This window comes from Streptococcus sp. 29892 (genome assembly GCF_032594935.1).
Classification (GTDB): domain Bacteria; phylum Bacillota; class Bacilli; order Lactobacillales; family Streptococcaceae; genus Streptococcus; species Streptococcus hyiners.
This window is the reverse complement of the sequence record NZ_CP118734.1, coordinates 1,820,293-1,842,734: the sequence shown is the minus strand read 5'-3', so window position 1 is coordinate 1,842,734 and position 22,442 is coordinate 1,820,293. Positions and strand designations below refer to the sequence as shown.

The window sequence follows — 22,442 nt, the reverse complement described above, 5'->3', positions numbered from 1 at the left end:
CCAATATTTTTGAACAATATTTCAATATATTTTTGAAAAAATGACCATTTTCCAACTTTCTGTTCAAGTATTGAAATGAAGTGTTCAGGAATCTATAATAAAAAATGTAAGCGATAACATTCTAGGAGGAAGACCTATGGAATCTGTTTTAGCAATTGATTTAGGAGCTACCTCGGGCAGGGGAGTCCTTTACTGGATAGAAGAGGGATTACTGAAGGCAGAGGAATTGAGCAGATTTGAAAATATTCCAATCAAAGAAAGAGGGAATCTCTGCTGGAACAGCCATCAATTAATGGAACATATTGTCCATGCTATTAAGTTAGCCCAAGTGAAAAGTGACCTGCAATCGGTAGGTATAGATACTTGGGGTGTGGATTTTGCCTTATTAGATAGTCAGGGAGAATTGATAGCTCAGCCAGTTCATTATCGTGACAGTCGGACCAATGGTGTACTGGAAGAAATTGGAAGTTATTCATCTTTGGAGGAGTTGTATTATAAAACTGGTAATCAAATCATGGAAATCAATACACTTTTCCAGTTGATTCGTTTAAAGAACAGACAACCTGACCAGTACTATAAGGCAGACAGATTAGTGATGGTTTCTGATTATCTGAACTATAGGCTTACAGGACAAATAGCCATTGAGAAAACCATTGCTTCTACAATGCAGTTACTGAATCCTTATACAAGGGAATGGAATAAAGAGCTATTAGCAAGCTTTGAAATAGCTGACAACTTATTTCCATCCTTGGTCGAGCCAGGAAATATTATTGGAAAAGTCCAAGAAAAATGGGGTCTCCAAGCTTCTAAAGTCATCAATGTCTGCCAACATGATACAGCAAGTGCAATCGCATCTATCCCAGATGATGGGGATAAGGTACTCTATATTTCATCAGGGACATGGTCTTTAATAGGGACTGTTTTAAGCTCCCCTCTAATTAGTAAGGAAAGCTACGACAAAGAATTTACGAATGAATTTGGATTAGATGATAGCATAACCTTCTTGAAGAACTGTACAGGTTTGTGGATTTTTGAAGAATTAAGAAGACAGTTTAAGGAGCAGGGACAAGAATACTCGTTCCAAATGATTACAGAAATGATTGGAAATTGCCAAGAAGATGTCGCTAGGATTGATACAGAAAATCCAGAGTTTGCTAGTGCAGGTAATATGATAGAAAAAATTACCGCCTATGCAAAGAGGACCAACCAAGTTCTGCCATCCAGTCCAGCTCACTATTTCAAAATAGCTTATTATGGTTTGGCTGAGAAATACAAGCAAGTGATTTCTGAACTGGAAGATCTGTTAGGTTATTCTTTTGAAAAACTCTATCTACTGGGTGGTGGTTCCAAGTCGAGCTATTTCTCACAATTAGTAGCAGATGTTACAGGTAAGACGGTGGTTACTGGTCTGTATGAAGCAACCTCAATCGGTAATGCCCTCGTTCAATTTAAGGCACTTGGCTATGTTGAAGATATGAAAGAAGCCAAGAAACTTGTAAAAGAGTCTATAACATTTAACCATTTTTATCCAAAAAAGGAGGAAAAAAATGACACTTTATCCTAAAATTGGAATCCGTCCAACTATTGATGGTCGACAGGGCGGTGTAAGGGAATCCTTAGAAGAAAAAACCATGCAAATGGCTCTGGCTGCTAAGGATTTGATTGAGTCCAATTTGCGTTACGCAGACGGAACTCCTGTTCAGTGTTTGCTGGCCAGTCGCACCATTGGTGGTCAAGGGGATGCAGGGATTGTCTATGACGAGTTTGCTCGTGACAATGTAGTTGCAACCTTATCTGTCACACCAAGTTGGTGCTATGGAACAGAAACCATGGATATGGATCCACATACGATTAAAGCCATTTGGGGATTTAATGGGACAGAGCGACCTGGAGCAGTTTATCTAGCCGCAGCCATGAGTGGCTATGCTCAAAAGGGTTACCCAGCATTCAAGATTTATGGTCATGATGTTCAGGATCTGGATGACAATAGCATTCCTGCAGATGTGGCTGAAAAAATCTTGCTATTTGCCAAGGGAGCCATTGCTGCTGGTCAGATGAAAGGCAAGTCCTATGTCAACATTGGAGCTTCTTCAATGGGAATTGCGGGTTCTCAGGTTACCACTTCCTTCTTTGAAGACTATCTGGGAATGTTGGTCGAATTTGTGGACATGACTGAGATTCTTCGCCGTATGGAGTTGGAAATCTACGATAAAGAAGAATATGAAAAAGCTCTTGCTTGGATTAGGGAATATTGCAAAGAAGGTGTTGACATCAATGTAGGAAAGGAATTCCCAGAAGTGATTACCAAGTCCAAGGTGATTCCAGCTGACAAGGATTGGGAATTTATTGCCAAGCAAACCTTGATTATCCGAGATATTCTCTTTGGAAATCCTCGCTTAGCAGAGATTGGCTGGGAAGAGGAAGCTCGTGGCAGAAATGCAATTTCAGGTGGTTTCCAAGGTCAACGTCAGTGGACAGACTGGTTGCCAAACGGTGATTTTGCTGAAGCGATTCTGGCTTCCACTTTTGACTGGAATGGTCCACGTCCTGTGACTGCCTTTGCAACAGAAAATGATACTTTGAATGCGACCGCCATGTTATTTGGAACCCTCCTAACCAATAAGGCTCCAATTTTCTCTGATGTTCGGACTTATTGGAGCCCAGAGGCGGTCAAACGGGTGACAGGTCAAGAGCTAACAGGTAGGGCTAAGGATGGCATCCTCCACCTTATTAACTCAGGAGCTTCAGCCCTTGATGGAAGTGCAGCAGCACGAGATGAAGCTGGTCAGCCAACCATGAAAGAGTTCTGGAATATGACAGAGGAGGATATAAAAGCCTGTCTGGAAGCGACAGATTGGTGTCGAGCAAACTATGAATATTTCCGAGGAGGTGGCTATTCTTCTCACTTCAAGACTCAGGGGGAACTTCCAGTGACCTTGATTCGTGTCAATCTAGTCAAGGGTGTTGGTCCAAGTTTACAAATTGCAGAAGGCTACACCTGTCCATTGGATGATGAGGTGCACCGTATCTTGGATGAACGGACAGATAAAACTTGGCCAACAACCTGGTTTGCTCCGAATCTTGGAGAACCTGGTTTTGAAACCGTCTATGATGTTATGAACCATTGGGGTTCTAACCACGGTGCCTTTGTACATGGTCACATTGGTGCGGAAGTCATCACCTTGGCAAGTATGTTGCGTATCCCAGTAGCCCTCCACAATATTCCAAGGGAACGAATTTTCCGTCCAAGCATTTTTGATGGTGTCGGTACTAAGGATTTGGAAGCAGCAGATTTCAAGATGTGTGAGGTTTTAGGACCGCTATATAGTAAATAGAAGGAGAACACTTTATGTTCATGGAAAAAGAAAGAAAGGAACTTATAAAGTACGGCAAAAAGTTAGTTACTGAAGGCTTAACCAAAGGTACTGGTGGGAATCTGAGCGTATTTAACCGTGAAAAAGGTCTAATGGCAATCACTCCATCTGGAATTGATTTCTTTGAAATCAAGGAAGAAGATATTGTCATCATGGACTTGGAGGGACAAGTAGTCGAAGGTGAAAAGCTTCCTTCTAGTGAGTGGTATATGCACCTGATTCAATACCAGCAAAGGGAAGATATCGATGCAGTCATTCATGCCCACACAACTTATGGAACTGTTTTGGCAGTACTAAGAGAGCCCTTACCAGCTAGCCACTATATGATTGCGGTAGCTGGAAAAGATGTCCGAGTAGCAGAATACGCCACATATGGGACTAAGGAATTGGCTGAAAATGCTGCTGAGGCTATGAGAGACAGACGTGCAGTCTTTCTTGCCAACCACGGTATTTTGGCTGGTGCTCAGGACTTACTGAATGCCTTTAATATCATTGAGGAGGTTGAATACTGTTCAAAAATTTATTGTGTTGCCAAAAGCATGGGAGAACCAGTCATCCTCCCAGATGAAGAAATGGAATTGATGGCTGAAAAATTTAAAACTTACGGACAAAGGAAATAAAACGGAGGAACGTAAAATGAAAAAAGGTTTGTTGAAATGCAGTGCATTGTGTTTTGCAACTGTTTTAACTCTTGCTGGTTGTAGTACATCTAAACAAGAAGAGGCAGCATCTTCAGGAAAAGAAGTGTTAGAATTTTATCATGGATTTCACCACAGTGAGGAAGAATGGGCACCTGCTAAAGTTATGAGGGATCTCTATGATAAATTCGCTGAGGAACATAACACAGAAAATATTGAATTTAAACAAATACCTGTAACAGGAAGCTTGACAGATATTATGAACAACAAGGTTGCTAGTGGTGAGTTTCCTGATATTATCGATTTAGCAGGAAATGGTGTATCGCTTGCAGCAATTGAACAGGGCTTAGTTGTGGATTTGAAGCCATATATTGATGAAAATGGCTTGGAAAAAAATGTTGGTATCAACTATGTTCAGAATAATGTTGGTGGCAAAATTTATAGTGTACACGATCAGTTAGTAACTCTAGGTTTATGGTATAACGCAGAGATCTTTGAGAAAGCAGGAGCAAAAACTCCAGAACAATGGGAAACATGGCAAGACTTTTCTGACTCCTTGGCACTTGTCCGTAAACAAGAAGGAGTGTATGGTTTTGGTGCTGGAGAACCTGCAATTCGGATGTTTAATACAGTTCTAGGGACAACTGAGAAAGGAAGAGAGTTGTTAACTGCTCCTTTGACTAAAGAAGGAATTGAGTCTAAAGAATTTGCAGAAGCATTAAAAGTAGTTATGACTGAAGTACAAGCAAATGGTTCAGCTAACGCAGGTGGAGGTGCTGATGTATACACTGTAGATTTCCAAGAGAATAAGTCAGGGATTTTCTTCAATGGTGTATGGGCAGCTGGAGCTATGGTGGATAATCCTGCCTTGCAACCAGGTTTGTATCCAGGTGGAGTAGCAATCAGTTCTCCTGGAGGAGGTATTACAATCTCTAGTAAAATGTCTGAAGAAAAACAAAAGATTGCTTTAGAATTTTTGAAGTACATGGTTAGTGATGAGGTGCAAACTACTATTTTTGAAAAAGTAGGTGCTAACCCTGCTAGTCAGAATATTGATACTGCAAAATTAGCAGAAGGGTCTGAGGATGCTACTGTTCAGCTCCTTGGTCGCGCTGCAGCTCAAGCCAACTCTGCAAAATATACTGTGCCAACGATTATTACTGCCTGGGGTGGAGATGTTCGTGGTGCTCTCATTAACGCATTTACAGAAAGTGCGGCAGAGGGTGTAAACATTGAACAAAAAGTCAAAGATACCCAAGCAATCCTAATTGCTTTGATTGGTTAATAGATACTTGCTAGGCCAGTTAGGCAGGTTCTTAGATATTGGTTAAGACCTGCCTTACCTAGCTTATGATTATTTTGAAAGAGGAAGCAATTATGCCAAATAAGGTTTTGAGTTTGAAAAATAGAAAAAAGCAAAAGAGTCGATTTATCTTTCTATTTTTGCTTCCAACACTGGTTTGTTTTTTTCTATTTTACTTTTATTCTGTAGTAACAATTTTTGTTACGTCATTTACTAAGTGGGACTATTCAAATTTGAACAATCCTCAATTTTTAGGTTTAAGCAATCTATTTGATAATTATAAGTACATATTTACAGAATATCCATTTTTCTCAGAAGCACTTAGAAATTCATTGATATGGGCTGTCATAGGTGTAGTAGTGCAGGTTCCATTATCGATTTCAGTAGCAATCGCTTTATCAAAGAAATTGATTGGTTGGAAATTGTCGCGTAATCTTTATATCATCCCAAGTATTATTTCCAGTGCAGCCATGGGATTAATCTTTCTTCAAATCTATAATCCTAATTATGGTGTAGTCAATCAGGTTATACGTTTATTTAATCCAGACTTTACCTCATCGGTGTTACTTATTCCGGGTGTAAATATTATTGCAATGACTTGTGCCTACATTTTCTTTGCTGGAACGTCAACTATAATGATTTTAGGTCAAATTTTTGCCATTCCACAAGAAATCCATGAAGCTGCTCTTTTAGATAATATTGTTGGTTGGCGTAGAGAATGGTATATTACAATTCCTATGATTAAAGAGACAATTAAAACAGTGACAGTAATGTCAGGAACTGCAGGATTCTTACTGTATAACGAGGTGTTCTTTTTAACGAATGGTGCTGCAGAGACACGAAGCATTTCCTACGTTATTCGAGAGTTAGCAGTAGCTAGCTCTAGAACTCAGTATGCAAGAGCTAATACTATAGGAGTTATTCAAATTTTGGGCGGCATGCTTATCATTCTATGCATTAACCTAATGTTTAAAGAAGTTAGAAGGAGAAAGAGATGAAAAGTCATATGAATGGTTTGACAAAGACCGGTAAAATTATTATCTATCTCTACATGCTGTTTACATGCCTAGTATCAGTATTTCCGATTTTATGGATTTTCTTATCATCTTTAAAAGCAGATCCCATGAAAAATCCAGGTATTAGTTTACCGACTGATTTGAGTTTTGACGGTTATATCAAGGTGTTTACAGAACTACACGTATTGGATTACTTTTGGAACAGTTTTAAAGTAGTTTCAATCTCTGTGATTATTAGCATCATTATGATTTCTATGTCCTCTTATGTCATTGCTAGGATGGAGTTTCGTGGCAAAAAATTGATAACCGCAATGCTGTATTCAACTCTATTTATCCCTGCTACGGCTATGACATTTCCAGTATATCGTCTAGTAAATGCACTCGGTATTTACAATACCCCTGTGGCCTTGATTTTTGTTTATTCTTGTAGTGGGATTGCCATGAGTTTCTTTATTATAAAAAACTACTTTGCAATCATCCCCAAAGAATTGGAAGAAGCTGCAGAAATTGATGGGGCAAGTTACGCACAAATTTTTTGGCAAATTATGTTGCCGATTGCTAGACCTGGAATATTAACTGCAGCAATCTTAGCCTTTATAAATAACTGGAACGAGTACTACTGGGCCTCTATGCTATTGATTGATACCGAAGAGTTAACAGTTCCTGCTCTTCTAGGACAGTTTACAACAAGTTTTAATACGAATTATAATGGTCTTTTCTCGGCTATTGTTGTCATTATCTTACCACCAATTTTACTCTTTGCATTTGCAAGTAAATACTTTATCGAAGCCCTTGGAGGAGGAGCAGTAAAAGGATGAATAAAAATAGTTTACAAGAAATTAACAAACGTACAGAGTGGTTCCGAAGAGACCGCTTTGGAATGTTCATTCACTGGGGGCTCTATTCAATCCCTGGAAAAGGGGAGTGGATCCGCAGTCACCAACAATTATCCATTGATGACTATCAGCCATATTTTGAAACATTTAATCCTGTAAAGTACAATCCGAAAGAATGGGCTAAGGCAGCAAAGGCCGCAGGTATGAAATATATGGTCTTGACCGCCAAGCACCATGATGGATTTTGCTTGTTTGATTCAGCCTATACTGACTACAAGGCTACAAACACACCAATTGGAAAAGATTTAGTAGCTGAGTTTATTGAAGCGGTACGAGAGGAAGGATTAAAAGTAGGTCTATACTTCAGTCTGATTGACTGGTATCATCCAGATTATCCTAAACACCAAGATCTTTACCACCCAATGAGAGGAAATGAGAGATTTAAAGACGAAACAATTGACTTTGAAAATTATATTTCCTATCTGCATCATCAAGTAGAAGAAATTGTTACAAAATATGGAAAAATTGACATTTTGTGGTTTGATTTCTCATATGAGGATATGGTAGGTGAGAGTTGGCAAGCTGAGAAGTTAATCAAGTTGGTTCGTAAATATCAACCCGAAGTCATTGTAGATAATCGCTTGGAGGGTTCAGGTGAAGGCTTTGGTAGTATTGTAACGGATAATATTAGTTTATATTCTGGTGACTTTGTTAGCCCAGAACAGCTAATTCCTCATGAAGGGATTAGAAATATCCACGGCGAGCCAATTCCTTGGGAACTTTGCTTAACAATGAATAATAACTGGGCCTACAACCCTACGGATCATCTCTACAAATCGTCCAAGACACTTATTCGTAAGTTGGTTGAATGTGTGAGCAAAAATGGGAATATGATTCTGAATGTAGGTCCAGATGCACTAGGTGTTATCAACCAAGAAAGTCAAAACATTCTAACTGATTTTGGAAAATGGTTAGATAAGAATGGTGAGTCTATTTATGGTTGTGGCGTTAGTTCATTACCTAAACCAGAATGGGGCTACTATACTCAAAAAGGAAACACGGTGTATGCTCATGTCTTCGAACAGCCAATTGGCCCTCTTGCCCTGATTGGTATCGATGAAAGCAAAGTCAAAAGAATGAGTTTCCTCCATGATGGAAGTGAAGTGAAAATTTCTAAGAGTTGGACCACTAATGCGTATGAAGGGATTTGCTTCGCACAGTATGGTGATATTCCTCACTTTACTTATCCTTTGCCAGATGGCGTAGATAGTGTGATTAAGATTGAGTTAGTAGGTGATGATAGTGAAGATTGAAAATAAACAGATAGCACGCTATTTTAAATTAGAAGATGGGAAGTTTTATACTTCCCATATCTTGAATAAAAAGCTTGATGAACCCATTGGAAACGAAAAACATACGGAATTCGTTGTTTATTTCTGTGATGGAAGCCAGATCAGCTCTGAGGATTTTACAGCTCATGTAGTCGAACAAACCAATGAGAGTCTTTTGGTGAGTTTCTATCATTCAGAAATCCAGTTAACCATATTTTATTCAAAACGTGAAGATGTACTTGCTAAAGAGGTTACTATTCTGTCGTCTTCTAAAACAATTAACTATATTGATGTGGAGCAGTTTGGTTTTGCAAATTTAGAGCAGGTATATATTCCGAAAAAACAAGATAATATTAAAGAAATGGGTGGATTTTCTGGCTATTATGTAGAGTTAGGGCAACCGATTTATGCCAAGTCCCTCTTCTTTGGTATGGAGTTTCCAATGGGAGAAAATAGACTGGTGGACCAGACCTATTTTTCTCGCTACTATGTCGGTCACGAGATTAAAGAGCCGAAAAAAATCTGGCCAGTTGTTATTGGTGCCTCCGTTGGGTTTGATAAGTCTAGTATTCAAAAGGATTTCTACACTTACATTAGAGGTATAGCTCAACCAAGTTATTTCAGAAAACAATATAATTCTTGGTATGACCATATGACTGCCATTGATGAAGGGATTATTGTAAAGAGTTTTGAAGAGATTTCGCATGGTTTTGAAGATAATGGTGTGAAGTTGGATGCCTATGTCGTTGATGATGGCTGGTGTGATTACCAAAGTGTTTGGGAGTTTAATGAAAAGTTCCCTAACGGTCTAACAAAGGTAAAAGCTCTTGTGAACAATTTAGGTGCTAGCCTTGGTCTTTGGATCGGACCACGTGGAGGTTATAACGGTACAGAAATTATCATGAGTGACTGGTTAGAAGCACATCCAGAATTTGGTAGCAAAAATGCTTTATCAAACGATGTCAATATTGGTGATTTTAATTATTTAGAGCGAATGAAGCAAAAAATGTTGGATTACCAGAAGAAATATGACATCAGCTATTGGAAAATCGATGGTTGGTTGTTGAAGCCGGACAAGCCAGACTCTAGTGGTGAATTTGCCATGCACACTATGACTCCTGTCTATGAATTCTTGATTGACCTTTTAAAAGATTTAAGGGCAGAGCGAGGAGATAGAGATTGTTGGCTGAACTTGACTTCTTATGTCAATCCTAGCCCATGGTTCTTACAATGGGTCAACAGCCTTTGGATACAAATTTCGCAGGATGTTGGTTTTACAGAAAATGCTGGGAATGATATTCAGCGGATGATTACCTATCGTGATTGTCAATATGAAGAATTTTTGACCAAGCGGGATATTCAGTTGCCTCTCTGGAGTCTTTATAACCATGAACCTGTCTATGCGAGTACAGCTCATACCTGGTACATGGACCATCAAATGTATGCTAGTGTAGAAGAGTTTGAAGAGTATCTCCTATTTATTTCCACTCGTGGAAATGCTTTTTGGGAGTTCCACTATTCCTATACAATGTTTGATCAGGAACGTTGGAAGGCCAATGCTCGTGCTGTCAAGTGGATAGAGAACAATTATTCCACTCTAAAGCACAGTCAAATGATTGGTGGGAAACCGTCAGCATTTGAAATTTATGGTTACAGATGTATTGATGAAGAAACAGGGAAAGAAATCCTCTCACTTCGGAACCCAGCTAGCCATTCAGCCACTATTCAGTTAGATAAGATCAATCTTTCTGAGTATCAATTGGTCAAAGGTGACTATAGAGTCCTTTCAGAAACAGAGTGTGAACTAGCTCCATATACAATTCTGATTGCGCAGAAAAACTAGGAGGGTGATATGGCAGTTAAATATGCTTTAGGTGTAGATATTGGCGGTACAAAAGTTGCTGTGGGACTGGTAAATGATGCAGGTCATGTGGCTTATAGTCTAAAGGTGCCAAGCAATAAAGAGTCTTCAGAAACCTTATTTCAATGCGTGTGTACAGCTATTCGAGAACTACTAAACAGTCAGCAACTGAATATTGAGGATGTTTCAGGGATTGGTGTTGGCTTGCCGGGAAAAGTTGATGTTGAAAATGGAGTTGCAGTTTTTCAAAATAATATTCCATGGGAGAATTTTCCTCTTGTTAAGCGACTTCAAGAAGAATTTGGAAATATTCCAATAAAAATTGACAATGATGTGAAAGTAGCGGCTTATGCAGAGTATCGAATGCTTTCTTTAGAAGCAGATGATATGTTTGGCTATATTACTATTTCTACAGGTATAGCAGCCACCAATATCATAAATAACACAATTCTAAGAGGATCTGGCTTTGCGGGCGAAATCGGTTTTATGCCAGTTCGGAGTTTCGGAAGAACAAGTGGTCTAGAAATCTCCTGCTCAGGACCAGCCATTGAACGCCAAGGGAAGCAAATGTATGGTGAAGATTTGTCAACCAAGGCAGTGTTTGATAATTGGCGTAAAGGTGATATTACAGCATCGGCTATTATTGCTAATGCTAGAGATGGTATGGTTCAAGCGATTCATAATATGATTTGTTTACTGGATCCTAAAATAATCGTTTTGGGTGGTAGTGTTGCACAAAACAACCCAGATTTTATAGAAGATATAAAGACTGTTTTGAGCTTATCTTTGCATCATGAGCAAAAACATATTTTAAATAATATTATCATCTCAAAAATAGATAGTGGAAATAACGGAATAATTGGTTCAGCATTCTTAATAATGTAGGAGAGTATTTTTATGATTGGTATGCTTGCGGCTTGTCTTACTACCTTTGGCTTCTTACCACAGGTGATAAAGGTAATAAAGACAAAAGATACAGGAGCTATTTCTCTAGGGATGTATAGTATGACGGTATTAGGTATAGGTTTATGGCTAGTACACGGGATTATGATTAGAGATTTTCCGCTTATTTTTGCAAACGCGATTTCCTTATTATTTTCAAGTATAATCCTCATTTATAAGATTAAGTATCGATAAGATAGAATATTCTGAGTGTAGTTGATAGAGTCGTAGAAGTGTTTTATTTTTCTTATTCTACCTAGTGATAAATCTCATAAAATAACAAAAATTTTCAGCACAGGATATCCTATTCTCATTCTGCACACCAAGATACGTGAGTACATCGATTGACAAGGTGTATCTGTTATGGGATAATGTAGAGGAAGATGTTGGTAGGGAAGTCAAGTTGACTTTACCTCAAAAGAAAACCCCCTTGCTAGATCCTACAAAAGCAAGGGGGTTTTTCTAGTTTCCTAGAAAAGCACTACTACTCATCAAGCCATTTATCAATAGCTAGAAGAATAAAACCAACCGCGAGCGGTGATATGATGTTGGTAAGAAGAAAGTCAAGCATAGTACTTTACCTCCTTTCTAAGGCGGTATCGTTAGTGCCATTTAGATTATATCAAAATTGGTACAGTCATGTACAAGAAGAAATATCAAAAAAGCTCCCTTCTCAATGAGATAAGGGGGCTTTAGTCTATATTTCCTTAAACAACTTCCGCAAAATCTTCGGCGTAATGCTCTGACCAGGTCCTGCGTAGGTATAGGTATGCAGGTACATGGCTGGGTTAAAGTTAAGCTCGATACAGGTGCAGTTTGGTTCGTTCTTGCTGGCTTGCTTGGTGCGGTCAGGGATAATTAAGTCCACACCGCAGGCCCAAGCCCCCATAGCCGTCGCCATAGCGGCAGCCAGTTGCTTGTAGGATTCATCCATTTGGTCGGTCATATCAATAGAGTCGCCACCGGTTGAGATATTGGAATTGCCACGCAGAAAGGCTTGAACTCCCTCAGGCAAGACCGTATCAGGTGTGTAGCCCTGTTGCTCCAACATAAGCAGTTCGATATCACCCAGATTGATGATTTCCAGTGGTGAGCGGTGGTCGCGGCCACGCAGAGGATCTTGGTTTTTTTGGTCCACCAATTCACGGATGGTTGAGCTACCGTCCCCTACGACATTGGCTGCGACGCGAAGCAGGACAGCTTCGCACTTGCCGTCTAGGACGAAGAAGCGATATTCGGTCCCTGCCACGAATTCCTCCACTAGTACATGGCTGTCTTCCGAAAAGGCGATGTCTAAGGCTTTTTCATAGTCTGCTTGGCTGGCTGGGTCTTGGAAGATAGAGATGCCTAGGCCGAAGTTAGTGGATTTTGGTTTGACAACAATAGCAGAGCTGGCTACCTGTCCGTAATACCGCAGGGCATCTTCCTTGTTAGCAAATTCCGCTCCCGCAGGCACTGGGAAACCAGCCTGGTCCAAAATCTTCTTGGTCACCACCTTGTTGGCCATGGCCAGAGGAATGACGTAGTTGTCCTTGGACGTCATGTTACCATTTTTGATGTACTCGATATGGTCACCATGCCAGAGCTTGAGAAACTGATCTTCTTCATCCAAAATCTCGACATGCAAGCCCATTTGAATGGCGTCAAAGAGAATCATCTGGGTGGAGAGTTCCATGTTTTCATAGCCCTTGAGGGCGTAAGGGGCTGTCCAAGCATGGTCATGGAAAGTCTTGCCTTGCTGCTGGCCAAAGTGTTCCAAAGACCCGTCTTCAACCTGCTCTGCTATTTTTCCAGAAAGGGTCAGACGAGTGTCTTGAAGGGCTGCCTCTGCCTGAGCAATGAGCTGACTGTAGTAATCATCCAGTCCGAAATGCTGAACGATAGCCTTCATGGCGGTCAGGATAGGGCTGGCGTCTGCCTCTGCTGGTAGGGGGGTGTGGGGATGACTGAGGGCGATGCGGTTGTTGAGTTCTGCTGCCTGAGCCAGTTCCTCGTCAACCTGCTCCATGTCATCAAGCCAGAGCAGAGCTAGAGCAAAGAGGTGGGTGGTGTCGAGGTTTTCTTGGCTAATGGCCAGAGGCTCGAAGGGGTTGAGGTCGAAGTTGCGGAACTCCAAGTAGGTAATGCCCTTAGTCAAGAAGTCCCGGCTGGTCTTGGCACCGCGGAGGCGGACAGCAGAGTAAAACTCCTTTTCGGCAGACAGCTGACCGCTAGCAACCGCCTGCTCGATGTCGGTCACATATTGCTCCAAAGAAGAGAAGGAGATGTGGACATCAGGGGCGTTGACATAGCCGTAGTTGGAATTGCGAATAGACCGCACGCAGCCAATTTCCTCTGTCAAAAATCCTTTTTCAGCCAGACTGCTAGCTCCGTAGAGGTAGGTCAAGAGCCAGCGGTAGCGTAGGAAATTCTGAGCCAGCTTGAGATAGAGGGCATTTTTGAAGGTGATGAGGTCGTCGTAATCGCTGGCTTCAAAGAGTTGCTGGGTCAGGTCCTTGCCGAGCTCGAAGTTGTAGTGGATGCCCGACATAGACTGGAGCAACTTACCATAGCGTTCTGCCAAACCAACACGGTACTGATACTCATAGTCACTTTCCAGCTGAGCAATTTGGATTTCATCTTCTGAAATCACAGGTGGCATGGACAGGGGCCATAGGTATTCCGTTTTTTCCATAGACCGCACCGCTACATCTGTGATGGCTCCGAGGAAACGACGGGCTTCCTTGGTCGAATGAGCCACGGGTGTAATCAGTTCTAGTTGTGGCTCGCTGTAATCGGTCTGGATATAGGGGTGAAAACTGCGTGAACCCAATGTTTCAGGGTGTGGTGTCTGAGCCACGCGGTTGTCGCTATTTATTCGCAAGGATTCCCGTTCCAAACCAAAGGTGGCTTGGAGGATAGGGCTATTTGGGGATAATTTCTGTAACATAAGCAATCCGTCCAATTTCTGATAATGTCTTATACCAATTTTATCTAGTTTGTAAAACAAATACAAATTTCTGCTACGTTTTGAAAGAAAAAATGAAGTTGGTAAGAGGACAGGATTGGGAGGCTTCGGGAATTCCTGTCAAAAACAATTTTAAAAATGTTCAGGATAAGCGTTTGTTCGTATTTTGAGATTGAAAATAATGCAACAAGAAACAACATCCGATATAAACGAAAATATTGGTAATTCTTGAAAAAATGTTCGTATTTTGGTAGAATAGATTGTAAAACGAAACTTGCAGGTGAGATTCCTGCCAGAAGTAGAAGAAAGGCTGGACTGGTCAGCCAGTTCAGAGAAAGAGTGAATATGACATCAGTAGTTGTTGTAGGAACCCAATGGGGCGACGAAGGTAAGGGTAAAATTACAGACTTCTTGTCTGCTAATGCTGAAGTAATCGCGCGCTATCAAGGTGGAGATAATGCAGGACATACTATCGTTATTGACGGCACCAAGTATAAGTTGCACTTGATTCCGTCTGGAATTTTCTTCCCAGAAAAGATTTCTGTAATCGGTAATGGTGTGGTTGTCAATCCAAAATCCTTGGTGAAGGAAATCAACTACCTCCATGATTCAGGTGTGACGACAGATAATTTGCGGATTTCAGACCGCGCACACGTCATCTTGCCTTATCACATCAAATTGGACCAGTTGCAGGAAGAATCCAAAGGTGAGAACAAGATTGGTACAACCAACAAGGGTATCGGTCCAGCTTACATGGACAAGGCTGCGCGTGTTGGTATCCGCATTGCAGACCTCTTGGACAAGGAGATTTTTGCGGAGCGTTTGAGAACAAACTTGGCTGAGAAAAACCGTTTGTTTGAGAAAATGTATGAATCAACGCCAATCGAATTCGACGAAATCTTTGAAGAATACTACGCTTATGGTCAGGAAATCCAGAAATATGTAACAGATACCTCTGTTATCTTGAACGATGCTCTCGACCAAGGCAAACGTGTCTTGTTTGAAGGGGCGCAAGGGGTTATGTTGGACATTGACCAAGGTACCTATCCATTCGTTACTTCTTCAAACCCAGTTGCGGGTGGTGTGACTATCGGTAGCGGTGTCGGCCCAAGCAAGATTGATAAGGTTGTGGGAGTATGTAAAGCCTATACCAGCCGTGTTGGTGACGGACCATTCCCAACTGAATTGCACGATGAAATCGGAGACCGTATCCGTGAAATCGGTAAGGAATACGGTACGACAACTGGCCGTCCACGCCGTGTCGGTTGGTTTGACTCTGTTGTCATGCGCCATAGCCGCCGTGTGTCAGGTATTACCAACTTGTCCCTCAACTCGATTGACGTCTTGTCAGGTCTTGAAACCTTGAAAATCTGCGTGGCTTATGACTTGGATGGTGAGCGTATTGATCACTACCCAGCAAGCTTGGAACAGCTCAAACGCTGCAAACCAATCTACGAAGAAATGCCAGGTTGGTCTGAAGACATCACAGGTGTGCGTAGCTTGGATGAATTGCCAGAAGCAGCTCGCAACTATGTTCGTCGTATCAGCGAATTGGTAGGCGTTCGTATCTCAACCTTCTCAGTCGGACCAGGTCGTGAACAGACCAACATCCTCGAGAGTGTGTGGAGTGCAAAATAAGATGGATAAAGGCTGAACGAGAGTTCGGTCTTTTTGCGCGACCGAATTTTGCTTTCTAGGCTGGAATTTGGTATAATGATGTTCATAAACTAAAAGAAGAGGTAAAAAAATGCCAGATATACAAGGATTGTTATTTCCTGTTTTGATGCTTGCTATGATTGGTTTTATGTTCTATAGCCAGCGCAAACAACAAAAACAGCGCCAAGATGCACTTAGTCAGATTAAAAAAGGTGATGAGATTGTTACTATTGGTGGTCTGTTTGGTATTGTTGATGAAATCGATGAGAAGAAGGTTGTCTTGGACGTTGATGGGGTTTACCTAACCTTTGAACGTGGGGCTATTCGTAACCGTGTAGCCAGTACTCCAGCAGCTTCAGCTATCGTAGAAGAAGCAAGTCAAGAAAAAACAGAAACAGCTATTGAAGAATAGATGATTGAAAGCCGAGGAAAGCCTCGGTTTTTTGCTTGACTGTGCTAGCTGATTTTTGCTTAAATCCCTATAAATATGGTATAATAGACTGATTATATCCTTATTTTTTGTCAGTAGGATAGAGAAAACAGACTAAATACTATCTTAAGGAAACTACCATGTTTAAATTTCAATTTAAAAAGAAGGAAAGCATTGAAACAGCTATTGAGGTGCCCAAGCATATAGCGGTCATCATGGACGGCAATGGTCGTTGGGCTAAAAAGCGGATGCAGCCGCGAATTATGGGGCACAAGGCTGGAATGGATGCTTTACAAAATGTAACTAAGACAGCTTCTGATTTGGGAGTTAAAGTCTTGACGGTATATGCCTTTTCGACGGAGAATTGGTCCAGACCCGAGAAGGAAGTGGCCTTTATCATGAACTTGCCTGTGGAATTTTATGATAAATATGTTCCTGAACTCCATGCCAATAATGTTAAAATCCAGATGATTGGTGACCATTCCAAGCTGCCTGAACCTACGCTCAATGCGCTCTATAAGGCAGAGCAAAAAACCAAGAATAATACGGGTTTGATTTTAAATTTCGCCTTGAACTATGGTGGGCGTGATGAGGTGACTAGAGCGGTTAAGGCCATTGCACAAGATGTCTTGGATGCCAAGTTTAATCCAGGTGATATTAATGAGAAGCTGATTGCAGATTATCTTTATACCGGAAGTCTATCGCCTGCTCTTCGTGACCCTGATCTGGTTATTCGGACCAGCGGGGAATTACGCTTGAGTAATTTCTTGCCTTGGCAGACAGCTTATAGTGAGCTGTATTTTACAGATGTTGCTTGGCCAGATTTTGATGGTGAGGCACTGAAATTAGCGATTAAAGAATACAACCGTCGCCACAGACGTTTTGGTGGCGTGTAAGGAGAGGTTATGACAAACGATTTGCAGAAACGAGTGGTATTTGGAGGGATTGCTTTTGCGGTCTTCCTTCCCTTTTTATTGCTAGGAGGAACTGCCTTTCATTTCTTTATAGGCCTATTGGCGATGATTGCTACGGCTGAATTGATTAAGATGCACGGCTTAACTCCCTACTCGATTGAGGGGACTTTGGCCATGTTGGCAAGTTTGGTTTTGACCTTGCCCTTGCAGAATTACCTGACTTTTTTACCAACGGATGGCAACTACACAGCCTATGCTATTGTCGTCTTCCTTCTTCTCGGAACGACCGTTTTTAATTTGGGACAGTACAACTACTCGGATGTGGTTTTTCCGATTGCATCTAGTTTTTATGTAGGGATTGGTTTTCATAATTTGCTGTTGGCACGGACGGATGGCTTGAATAAGGTGTTCTTTGCACTTTGTATTGTATGGGCAACGGATATTGGGGCTTATCTGGTTGGTCGCCAATTTGGTCGAAGAAAGTTATTACCAAAAGTATCACCCAATAAGACGGTGGAAGGATTTTTTGGTGGGATTGGCTCCGCTCTCGTCTTGTCGATTATTTTCTTATTGGTTGATAAAAGTCTTCGAGCAGGTTATCCCTTCTTCTTGATGTTGGTATTGGTGGTCATCTTCTCTGCTTTTGTTCAATTTGGTGATTTAGTAGAAAGTGCTATTAAGCGCCACTTTGGTGTTAAGGATTCTGGCAATCTGATTCCAGGTCATGGTGGTATTTTAGACCGCTTTGATGGTATGATCTTTGTCTTTCCTATCATGCACTTCTTTGGACTGTTTTAAGGAGGGACTATGAAGGGAATTTTAGCCTTTATCTTTATATTTGGCGTGATTGTAGTTGTTCATGAATTTGGGCATTTCTACTTTGCCAAAAAATCGGGTATCCTTGTCAGAGAATTTGCCATTGGTATGGGCCCTAAAATCTTTGCTCACATTGGTAAAGATGGGACGGCTTATACTATTCGTATCCTTCCGCTCGGTGGCTATGTGCGCATGGCTGGTTGGGGTGAAGATAAGACGGAAATTAAGACGGGGACGCCAGCTAGCCTGACCTTGAATGCTGATGGGGTTGTTACTCGTATCAATCTTTCTGGAAAACAGCTTGATAATGTTAGCTTACCCATGAATGTGACTAGTTTTGATTTCGAGGAAAAGCTAGAAATCACAGGCTTGGTGTTAGATGAAAGCAAGACCTACAAGGTTGATCACGATGCTACGATTGTAGAGGAGGATGGAACGGAAGTTCGCATTGCTCCGCTGGATGTTCAATACCAGCATGCGACCGTTTGGGGTCGATTGATGACCAACTTTGCTGGTCCTATGAATAACTTTATTCTAGGTACCTTTATTTTCATCATGCTTGTCTTTGCTCAGGGTGGGGTTGCTGACCCAACGACTAATGCGGTTCGTGTGACAGATGGAGGGGCTTTACAGGCTGCAGGCATCGTTACGGGTGATAAAATTTTGTCTATCAATGGTCAAGCAACGGATACTTATACGGAAATTGCTAGCGCTATTAGTCAATCCGCAGCGGAAGCGACTACAGCTCCAAGTTTTGAGTTGGTCGTAGAGCATGAAGGAGCTGAAAAAACAATCACAGTGACCGCTGAAAAGGTTGAGGGTAGTTACCGAATTGGCGTTTCACCCATTCTAAAAACAGGTTTCTTTGATAAGATTATTGGGGGATTCCAGCAAGCAGGTGGGACAGCCCTTATTGTTGTGACTGCCTTAAAGAACTTGATTGCAAACTTTGATGTCAAGCAGTTGGGCGGACCTGTGGCTATTTATTCTGTCAGCAATCAAGCTGCTGCAAATGGCTGGTTCTCAGTTTTTAACCTGATGGCTATGCTGTCAATCAATATCGGTATTTTCAATCTTATCCCTATTCCAGCCTTGGATGGTGGGAAGATTGTCATGAACATTCTAGAAGGTATTCGCAGAAAACCACTTAAACCAGAAACGGAATCCTATATCACGCTGGCAGGAGTTGCCATTATGGTCGTTCTTATGCTAGTTGTGACCTGGAATGACATTATGCGTGTATTCTTCTAAATAAAAACTTCAAATGGAATTGAATGCGTGCTAAACGCAGGATGTTCTGAAAAATACGAAAAAGAAAGGAACAGAGAGTTTTCAGATTTGAACTCGAGCGTCAGCGAGGGGTTTAGAAAAGTTAATTCTTTGTCTTCCAATCAAGTAAACTACGAAAGGAATTGAACACGGGCTGAAACCTGTGCAAAAAAGATAAATCATTTTGTGTGTTAGCACACTGCAATGATTTCCTATTTTTGCTTTGGTTTCCACGCCCTTTGTATCTTACATTATGAAACAGTCTAAAATGATTATCCCTACTTTGCGGGAGATGCCTTCGGATGCGTCGGTGATTAGCCATGCTTTGATGTTGCGTGCGGGTTATGTCCGCCAGATTTCTGCTGGTATTTACAGCTACTTGCCTTTGGCTAACCGTGTCATTGAAAAAGCAAAAAATATCATGCGTGAGGAATTCGATAAGATTGATGCCATTGAATTTTTGGCACCAGCTCTCTTGTCAGCGGACATTTGGCGTGAGTCGGGTCGTTACGAAACCTACGGTGATGACCTCTACAAGCTCAAAAACCGTGAGGGTTCTGACTTTATCTTGGGTCCAACCCACGAAGAAACGGTGACACTATTGGCGCGTGATGCGGTGCAATCTTACAGGCAGTTACCACTCAACATTTACCAAATCCAGCCAAAATACCGTGATGAAAAACGTCCTCGTAACGGGCTTCTCCGTGGTCGTGAGTTTATCATGAAAGACGGTTACAGCTTCCACGCCAGCTACGAGAGCCTGGACCAGACCTACGATGACTATAAGGCAGCTTACGAGGCTATTTTCACTCGTGCAGGACTTGAGTTCAAGGCTATCATCGGTGACGGTGGTGCCATGGGTGGTAAGGATAGCCAGGAATTTATGGCTATTACACCGGACCGTACTGATCTGGACCGTTGGGTTGTCTTGGACAAGTCGGTTGCTTCTTTTGAGGAAATCCCAGAGGATGTTCTTGAAGCAATCAAGGCAGAACTTTTGGCTTGGTCTGTGTCTGGTGAAGATACCATCGCCTACTCTAGCGAGTCTGGCTACGCTGCCAACCTAGAAATGGCAACTAGCGAATACAAACCAAGTACAGCAGTTGTCGTCGAAGAAGACTTGGTCAAAGTAGCGACACCAGATGCTAAAACCATCGACGAAGTTGCTGCCTTCTTGAATGTCGCTGAAGAGCAAACCATCAAAACCATGCTCTTTATGGCAGATGGTGAGCCAGTTGTTGCCCTACTTGTCGGCAATGACCAGGTAAACGATGTCAAGTTGAAAAACTACCTTGGAGCTGATTTCTTTGATGCAGCAAGCCCAGCAGATGCTGAAAACATCTTCGGTGCAGGCTTTGGTTCTCTTGGCCCAGTTGGTTTACCAGAAAATATCAAGATTATTGCAGACCGCAAGGTCCAAGATGTGAAAAATGCTGTAGTCGGTGCTAACGAAGATGGTTTCCACTACACAGGTGCCAATGCAGGCCGTGATTTCCAAGTGACTGAGTATGTGGACATTCGTGAAGTCAAGGAAGGTGAGCCTTCTCCAGATGGACACGGGGTTCTCAACTTTGCTCGCGGTATTGAAATCGGTCATATCTTCAAACTGGGGACCCGTTATTCAGATAGCATGAATGCTAATATCTTGGATGAGAACGGTCGTTCTATGCCAATTATCATGGGATGCTACGGTATCGGTGTTAGTCGCCTTTTGTCAGCCGTTCTTGAGCAACATGCTCGCCTCTTTGTCAACAAGACACCAAAAGGCGAATACCGTTACGCTTGGGGAATCAACTTCCCTAAAGAATTGGCTCCGTTTGATGTTCATCTAATCCCAGTCAATGTAAAAGACGAAGAAGCTATGGCCTTGACCCAGTCCATCGAAGCCAGCTTGGTTGGCGCAGGCTACGAAGTCTTGACAGATGATCGTAATGAGCGTGTCGGTGTGAAATTCTCTGATAGTGACTTGATTGGTTTGCCAATCCGCGTGACAGTCGGTAAGAAAGCTGCTGACGGCATTGTTGAAGTGAAAATCAAGGGAACAGGTGATACGGTTGAAGTCCATGTAGATCAACTCCTTGAAACCTTACAGATTTTGAATAAGTAATAAGAAAAAGCCGAAGTTTATAAAAACTCGGCTTTTAATATGGATTTATTTTTTGATTTCAAGCTCCTGTAATTGGTCAAGGATGGTGTTTAAATCTGCTCCTGCCTGTAAGAGGGCAGCAGCTGTGTAGCATCCTTCTACAACTGGCACAGTTTGGATAAGGACTTGCTTATCAGAAAAATCGGCAGCCAGTTCAATGTTCATCCTAGCACTCCCAAGATCAAAGAAGGCAAGGACTGTACTTGCTGGATTTGTTTCAATCCTGTCTTGTACCATTTCAAAGCTAGTTCCGATACTACCGTCCTCCAATCCGCCACAGTAGGTGATGGGAATATCTTTGGCGACTTCAGATACTAGGTCGATGATTCCCTGGGCCAAATTTTTTGAATGGGATACGAGTAAGATACCAACCTTTGTCATAGTCCTGCCTCCAACAAGGCTTCAAATAGAAGCCCAGACGAGAAAGAACCTGGATCAATATGGCCGATAGACCGCTCGCCAACATAGGAAGCTCGCCCTTTGGTCGCAAGGATATCTTTTGTTGCCTGAACAGCCTCATGAATAACCTCTACTGAGAGCTGGTTTTCTCTTAGGGCAGCAATGACAGGGACCCAAACATCCACCATGGTTTTTTCACCTAATTCGGCCTTGCCACGTTTTTGAATCATATCCAAACCTGCTTGTAGCACATCTGCCAAATCAGTATCAGTCTGGCTAGCCTTGGAAATTCCCATAAAAGCAGAGCCATAGAGAGGACCTGAAGCCCCGCCAACCTTACTGAGAAGCTGCATGGCAACCACTTTGAAAACCTGGTCAGCACTCTCGTAGTCTTTGTCAGATAGCTCCTGCATGACAGCCGCCATACCTCGAGCCATGTTTCCGCCATGATCTCCATCGCCAATCGGTGAATCGAGTTGGCTCAAATAATCCTTATTCGTTTGAATTTTTTCGTTGAATTTCTCCATCCATGTCAATGCTGTTTTTGCATCCATAAGCGTTCTC

At 41.8% G+C, this 22,442-nt stretch carries 19 protein-coding genes; 16 read left to right on the top strand and 3 right to left on the bottom strand.

Annotated elements, in window-relative coordinates; translation table 11 throughout:
* Positions 1-136 precede the first annotated feature (136 nt).
* From PW220_RS09190 to PW220_RS09145, 10 genes are all read left to right on the top strand, one after another.
* Positions 137-1,564, top strand: a complete 1,428-nt coding sequence (locus tag PW220_RS09190; RefSeq protein ID WP_248055563.1) for a rhamnulokinase — start codon at positions 137-139, stop codon at positions 1,562-1,564.
* Positions 1,548-3,335: an L-fucose isomerase gene (locus PW220_RS09185; RefSeq protein WP_029173302.1), complete on the top strand. Its 1,788-nt coding sequence runs from the start codon at positions 1,548-1,550 to the stop codon at positions 3,333-3,335. The genes PW220_RS09190 and PW220_RS09185 overlap by 17 nt, the downstream gene beginning before the upstream one ends.
* Before the next feature lie 14 nt (positions 3,336-3,349).
* A complete protein-coding gene (locus PW220_RS09180; protein WP_398582926.1) occupies positions 3,350-3,994 on the top strand; it encodes an L-fuculose-phosphate aldolase in 645 nt (214 codons plus the stop codon).
* A 16-nt stretch (positions 3,995-4,010) separates the two neighbouring features.
* On the top strand, positions 4,011-5,297 hold the full coding sequence (locus PW220_RS09175; RefSeq protein WP_248055560.1) for an ABC transporter substrate-binding protein: 1,287 nt from the start codon (positions 4,011-4,013) through the stop codon (positions 5,295-5,297).
* A gap of 92 nt (positions 5,298-5,389) precedes the next feature.
* On the top strand, positions 5,390-6,313 hold the full coding sequence (locus tag PW220_RS09170) for a carbohydrate ABC transporter permease (RefSeq protein ID WP_248055558.1): 924 nt from the start codon (positions 5,390-5,392) through the stop codon (positions 6,311-6,313).
* The gene (locus tag PW220_RS09165; RefSeq protein ID WP_248055556.1) at positions 6,310-7,149 is read left to right on the top strand and encodes a carbohydrate ABC transporter permease; all 840 of its coding nucleotides are present in this window, start codon (positions 6,310-6,312) and stop codon (positions 7,147-7,149) included. The genes PW220_RS09170 and PW220_RS09165 overlap by 4 nt, the downstream gene beginning before the upstream one ends.
* Positions 7,146-8,480, top strand: a complete 1,335-nt coding sequence (locus tag PW220_RS09160) for an alpha-L-fucosidase (protein WP_248055554.1) — start codon at positions 7,146-7,148, stop codon at positions 8,478-8,480. Before PW220_RS09165 ends, PW220_RS09160 begins: the two co-directional genes overlap by 4 nt.
* On the top strand, positions 8,470-10,341 hold the full coding sequence (locus PW220_RS09155; RefSeq protein WP_248055552.1) for an alpha-galactosidase: 1,872 nt from the start codon (positions 8,470-8,472) through the stop codon (positions 10,339-10,341). Before PW220_RS09160 ends, PW220_RS09155 begins: the two co-directional genes overlap by 11 nt.
* Positions 10,342-10,350: 9 nt before the next feature.
* Entirely contained in the window at positions 10,351-11,244 is an 894-nt protein-coding gene (locus tag PW220_RS09150; RefSeq protein ID WP_248055551.1) for an ROK family protein, read from the top strand.
* Between the two features lie 12 nt (positions 11,245-11,256).
* Positions 11,257-11,496, top strand: coding sequence for a SemiSWEET transporter (locus tag PW220_RS09145; RefSeq protein WP_248055548.1), 240 nt, complete (start codon positions 11,257-11,259; stop codon positions 11,494-11,496).
* A gap of 502 nt (positions 11,497-11,998) precedes the next feature.
* Here the strand turns inward: PW220_RS09145 and gshAB are convergent.
* Entirely contained in the window at positions 11,999-14,230 is a 2,232-nt protein-coding gene (gene gshAB, locus PW220_RS09140) for a bifunctional glutamate--cysteine ligase GshA/glutathione synthetase GshB (RefSeq protein ID WP_248055543.1), read from the bottom strand.
* Positions 14,231-14,593: 363 nt separating this feature from the next.
* Between gshAB and PW220_RS09135 the strand changes: the two genes are divergently transcribed.
* The 6 genes from PW220_RS09135 (at position 14,594) to PW220_RS09110 (ending at position 21,440) form a co-directional block, all read left to right on the top strand.
* Positions 14,594-15,886, top strand: a complete 1,293-nt coding sequence (locus PW220_RS09135) for an adenylosuccinate synthase (RefSeq protein ID WP_248055542.1) — start codon at positions 14,594-14,596, stop codon at positions 15,884-15,886.
* Positions 15,887-16,013: 127 nt separating this feature from the next.
* Complete coding sequence (gene yajC / locus PW220_RS09130; RefSeq protein ID WP_248055875.1) at positions 16,014-16,316, top strand: preprotein translocase subunit YajC; 303 nt, start codon at positions 16,014-16,016, stop codon at positions 16,314-16,316.
* A gap of 158 nt (positions 16,317-16,474) precedes the next feature.
* Positions 16,475-17,230 (top strand): undecaprenyl pyrophosphate synthase, encoded by a 756-nt coding sequence (locus PW220_RS09125; RefSeq protein ID WP_248055541.1) that lies wholly within the window; start codon positions 16,475-16,477, stop codon positions 17,228-17,230.
* Between the two features lie 21 nt (positions 17,231-17,251).
* Positions 17,252-18,046, top strand: a complete 795-nt coding sequence (locus tag PW220_RS09120) for a phosphatidate cytidylyltransferase (RefSeq protein WP_248055874.1) — start codon at positions 17,252-17,254, stop codon at positions 18,044-18,046.
* Between the two features lie 9 nt (positions 18,047-18,055).
* Positions 18,056-19,315, top strand: coding sequence for an RIP metalloprotease RseP (gene rseP, locus PW220_RS09115; protein WP_248055540.1), 1,260 nt, complete (start codon positions 18,056-18,058; stop codon positions 19,313-19,315).
* Positions 19,316-19,586: 271 nt separating this feature from the next.
* The gene (locus PW220_RS09110) at positions 19,587-21,440 is read left to right on the top strand and encodes a proline--tRNA ligase (RefSeq protein ID WP_248055539.1); all 1,854 of its coding nucleotides are present in this window, start codon (positions 19,587-19,589) and stop codon (positions 21,438-21,440) included.
* A 45-nt stretch (positions 21,441-21,485) separates the two neighbouring features.
* Here PW220_RS09110 and dhaM read toward each other — a convergent pair whose 3' ends face one another.
* On the bottom strand, positions 21,486-21,860 hold the full coding sequence (gene dhaM / locus PW220_RS09105; protein ID WP_248055535.1) for a dihydroxyacetone kinase phosphoryl donor subunit DhaM: 375 nt from the start codon (positions 21,858-21,860) through the stop codon (positions 21,486-21,488).
* Complete coding sequence (gene dhaL / locus PW220_RS09100) at positions 21,857-22,432, bottom strand: dihydroxyacetone kinase subunit DhaL (RefSeq protein ID WP_248033088.1); 576 nt, start codon at positions 22,430-22,432, stop codon at positions 21,857-21,859. The genes dhaM and dhaL overlap by 4 nt, the downstream gene beginning before the upstream one ends.
* Positions 22,433-22,442 lie beyond the last annotated feature (10 nt).